Annotated in this window: 1 protein-coding gene; it reads right to left on the minus strand. The window is 42.7% G+C overall.

What is annotated here, in order from left to right; translation table 11 throughout:
• Positions 1–295 (minus strand): IS3 family transposase (locus ACLUXO_RS10355; protein ID WP_412137463.1); only part of this gene is annotated, 295 nt, incomplete at both ends.

Consider the following 295-nt stretch of genomic DNA (forward strand, 5'->3'; position numbering starts at 1 on the left):
GTATTTACGTCTCTTGCGGATTGAGATGCCGAATAAACCCATCTTTTGCATGAGCCTCTGCACCTTCTTATGATTGATCTCATAGCCTTCACGGCGAAGTTGTCCATAGATTCGCCGGTACCCATAGCGCTGGCTGTGTTCATAATAGATCTCTTTGATTCTATCCATCAGCTTCTGGTTACCAGAATCCTTATCTGGCTTATGGGTCTGATAGTAATAGTTACTTCTTGAGATATGAGGCAATCCAGGATTGGCATTAATAACGTCGATAATGTACTTAACGCTAAGCCGCAAT

This window comes from Lactobacillus delbrueckii subsp. bulgaricus, from assembly GCF_046938665.1.
GTDB lineage: Bacteria > Bacillota > Bacilli > Lactobacillales > Lactobacillaceae > Lactobacillus > Lactobacillus delbrueckii_C.